The organism is Vibrio sp. OPT18, from assembly GCF_015163615.1.
Lineage (GTDB): Bacteria > Pseudomonadota > Gammaproteobacteria > Enterobacterales > Vibrionaceae > Vibrio > Vibrio coralliirubri.
Window position 1 is genome coordinate 163,557 of record NZ_JADDYK010000048.1, and the last position, 4,214, is coordinate 167,770.

The 4,214-nt window shown below is 41.3% G+C and carries 3 protein-coding genes; 2 read left to right on the top strand and 1 reads right to left on the bottom strand.

Annotated features, from left to right (window positions below):
- On the bottom strand, nt 1–1,247 hold a 1,247-nt coding region (locus IQQ51_RS26995), incomplete at its 3' end, for a replication initiator protein RctB domain-containing protein (RefSeq protein WP_228012824.1).
- A gap of 1,260 nt (nt 1,248–2,507) precedes the next feature.
- Between IQQ51_RS26995 and IQQ51_RS11740 the strand changes: the two genes are divergently transcribed.
- Complete coding sequence (locus tag IQQ51_RS11740) at nt 2,508–3,725, top strand: ParA family protein (protein ID WP_017061213.1); 1,218 nt, start codon at nt 2,508–2,510, stop codon at nt 3,723–3,725.
- A 5-nt stretch (nt 3,726–3,730) separates the two neighbouring features.
- Nucleotides 3,731–4,214 (top strand): ParB N-terminal domain-containing protein (locus tag IQQ51_RS27000; protein ID WP_228012825.1); only part of this gene is annotated, 484 nt, incomplete at its 3' end.

The window sequence follows — 4,214 nt, forward strand, 5'->3', positions numbered from 1 at the left end:
TCCATCGAGAAACGACGCCAATCGATGTTACGCGCCAATTTCTGGTTGAGCTCACTGAGCAACATGCTATCTGAATGGCGACGTGCCATGCGGCTTCTAAAGTACGAATACATTTGGAAGACCAAGGTATGTTGTTTCAGGATTTCTGGCGGAAATAGGAAGAAATAGTCACGTGTCAGCAGCTCTTCGTAGAACGAGGGTTCCCAAACCAGGATGTATAGGTTCGGTTTAATGCGAATTTCGCCGTCAGAGCCCTCTGTAGGCGCTTCTTCCGATGCGGTAATGGTTCTAGCTAAGAATCGGAAACGATCACTCTTAAAGCCTTCTGGCATGTTCTCACTAAGCCAACGGCCTGTAAGCTCGTGCAGTTGGAAATCCGTGAATTCGATACGATCAATACTGTCGCGGATTGAATCTCGTGCAGGGCCGCTGTCTTTCTTGCCACGTAAAGACAAAATATCAGTGATGTAGAGTGGTGTTTTGTTCGGCGTGTGTTTCGCGTCTAGATGGTAATCATCTTGGTGATGATCATGATATTGAACGGTGAGCGTGAATAACGCGAATAGCGTCATCAGATCGTCAACGGTCATGATATTTTTAGAAGATCGTGTCTCGATCACAGCTCGAGTGCCAGAGATCGAAACCATAGATTTCTGGTAGCTCTTACGAGTTCTTGGTGGCGCTAACGCTTGATCAATAATCCCCGCCCAATTGGTTGGCGAAACAATGAATTGATCCGCTTCATCTTTCATCGTTGGTGGGGTATTCAACCCATGTTCATTCAGTAAGCGCTTGTTTACTTTGGTTTGAGCTAGGGCTTTAGAGCGCTTTTGCTTTTCATTTTGCTTCACGCTTTCTGTCACTAAGCTGGTGGCACCCAGTACCGATATCAATTGGTTTGGGTTCACAAAGCGATGTAACATGGTTTTACCAGCAAGGCCTTCTTCAAAGCGAACGGGGATTTGTTTGAACAATCCGATATTGACTGCTGCTCTCAGCCTTTGCTGTAAGGCCGCGCGAGTGACCTGACCATCGGTTGATTCAATAATCTCAGTGGTGGAAACGTACCCGTCTTTGCTGCTAAACCCACGAAGTGAAATTAGGTTAAGAAGCTCAACTATGCTTTTGGTGACACCTTTGAAGTGTTGATATTGTTCTATCCATTCAACGGCTGTTTCAGATACCTCAAATAAATGACCATCTTTGTGGCTTCGTGCCTTAATTAACAATTTCTCTTCTGGTTTCATTTTTGATCCGTATCACACTAACCGTAATCTCACTATAGTTCCAGAATAATAAAGAAAGAATGATCATAAATAAAGAGAATTTATTGGCTTTTAAATAACTGATCTTTTTGATTAATATGATCTTAAATGATTAAGTGATCTAATGATCTGGACGCAACTTTGCTTTTAAGTGGCTGAATTTAAAGTATTAAAATAAATCGCCTTGGAAAGCATGATCATAAAGGTTCCGAAACTATGATCATTAAACTTAAGAAAGCATGATCACAGAACATCAGAACGATGATCATTAAGTCATTGTAAGCATGATCATTATTGGTTCGAAAGCATGATCATTATACTTATACAGCTTATCCACAGATCGGAATTCAACATAGGTTTCTAAGTCGCTTTTGACTTGTCTAAGTGGACACTTGTGGTGGCCAATCTATCGGAACAATGATCAAGAGAGCATACTTTTTTATCGTTCCTACCTTATTGAGTGCAAAATTTAGTCTGTATCCGCTGGAAATGGATTGCTTTGATGTATTTAGCGCTGGTGGGTCTTAACTAGGAAGCATGATCATGAAATTGTCATGTTTATGTATTCTCGGTCTGTGTCGATTGAATTTTCAATCATTGAGCCCTTATAGGCGTTGAATCCCCATTCCAAAAGCATTTGTCCGTAACTTAGCTCATAAATTACATGCTTCCGGAACTATGTTTACTTGATCATTTTTCCGGAAGTTGATCATTTCCAATGTGCAGTTGCTCGGATCAATATTGCTCAGTTTACGCCTTGATCATGCTTCATAATTTGGCGTTATTAATTATCTTACACTGGATGTACTCCATGATCATTCTTCCGGTTAGGCTCCAATCCTCTGTTGTTTTTTGACACCCCATCTTCTCTTCTGTTTTGAATTTTTTGTTCATTGAGCGTTTTTTAATTTTTATTGTATTGAAAATCTATAAATTCGAATGCAAATCACACCAACCGTAATCTACGGTTGTATTTCAATCGTTCCGAAGGTTTTTCTCTGAAATTCCATTTACATTGTAAATAAGTGATGCTGTAACATTTTAAATGTAGGCTGGAAATAACATGGTTATGCATGATAAAAACTGTGATTTTTGTGGTTGTCTAAGGCGATGTTTCATCAAATTGTAAAAACGCGGTCTATTTTATGTGATTTTGCTCATAAATGTATGTTCATGTTTTTGTTGTGTTTGTTGTTAATCGCTGTACAATTTGTACTTAGTTAATCATTACGGAAACTGGCAATGAAAAGAGAACAAACGATTGATAAGCTCTATCAGCTAGCCGAACAAACTCAACAAGTTCAGGCTGACCGAATTGAGATTATTTTGGAAGAGCGAAGTGATGAACATTTCCCTCCAATGTCTAAAGCTATGATGGAGACTCGTTCTGGTTTAACGCGTCGTAAACTCGATGAAGCGATCACTAAACTTGAAGCTGATGGCCATCAGTTTACAAAGAACAACGCCAATCATTACTCGATTTCATTGACAGAAGCTCACATGTTGATGGACGCGGCAGAAGTGCCAAAGTTCCATGAACGTAAGCAGCACGCTGACAATAAGCCATGGATTATCAACGTACAAAACCAGAAGGGTGGTACGGGCAAATCAATGACAGCAGTTCACTTAGCCGCTTGTTTGTCTCTGAATTTGGATAAGCGCTACCGTATCTGTCTGATTGACTTGGATCCACAGGGCTCTTTGCGTCTGTTCCTAAATCCACAAATTAGTGGGGCAGAGCACGACAGCATCTATTCTGCTGTCGATATCATGTTGGACAACGTACCTGAAGGCCAAGACGTCGATCTAGAGTTTCTTCGTAAGAACGTACTATTGCCAACTCAGTATCCAAATCTGAAGACAATTTCTGCTTTCCCAGAAGATGCGATGTTTAATGCTGAAGCGTGGCAAAGCCTTTCACAAGATCAGTCACTTGATATTGTTCGTCTGTTAAAAGAGAAGCTAATCGACAAAATCGCCGATGATTTCGATGTGATTATGATTGATACCGGCCCGCACGTTGACCCTCTAGTATGGAATGCAATGTACGCGTCGAACGCACTTCTGATTCCATGTGCTGCTAAGCGTTTGGATTGGGCTTCAACGGTTAACTTCTTCCAGCACTTACCAACGGTTTACGAAATGTTCCCGGATGACTGGAAAGGGCTCGAATTTGTTCGTCTAATGCCAACCATGTTTGAAGACGACAACAAGAAACAAGTGTCAGTTCTGACGGAAATGAACTACCTGTTAAATGACCAAGTAATGATGGCAACCATTCCAAGAAGCCGTGCTTTTGAAACCTGTGCCGACACTTACAGCACGGTTTTCGATCTAACGGTGAGCGACTTTGAGGGCGGTAAGAAAACTCTAGCTGTTGCTCAAGACGCAGTACAAAAAAGTGCTCTAGAATTAGAGCGCGTATTACATAGCAATTGGCCTTCACTTAATCAGGGATAACAACAATGGCAATTAAAACATCTGACTTAAATGCAAAGCTATTTGGTAAAGCAAACAAACGTCGCGTAGCAACACCACAAGAAGCGCAAACAGCGGCAAAAGAACAAGCTCAAGTGATTGAACTTTCTGTTGCTGGCGAAGATTTGGTTTCATTTGAATTGGTTCGAATCCCCGCGGCTGAAGTGGCAACTCGAACGGTTGTTTTTGAAGAGAATGCTCGTGAGCAATCTTTCTTAAACGAGCATGCGCTTTCTGATGTTCTTACAACATTGAAAGAACGTGGTCAGCAATACCCAGCGGTTGGTCGTAAGAACAAAGACGGTAAGATTGAAGTTCTTGATGGTAGCCGTCGTCGTATGTCATGTATTTTGGCTGACAAAGAGTTCCTAATCTATGTAGCTGAAAACATTAACGGCGAACACGCTAAGTTCTTATCAGACGTAGCTAACGCTCATAAACCACTTTCTCTTTACGAGAAGGGCAAAGAGA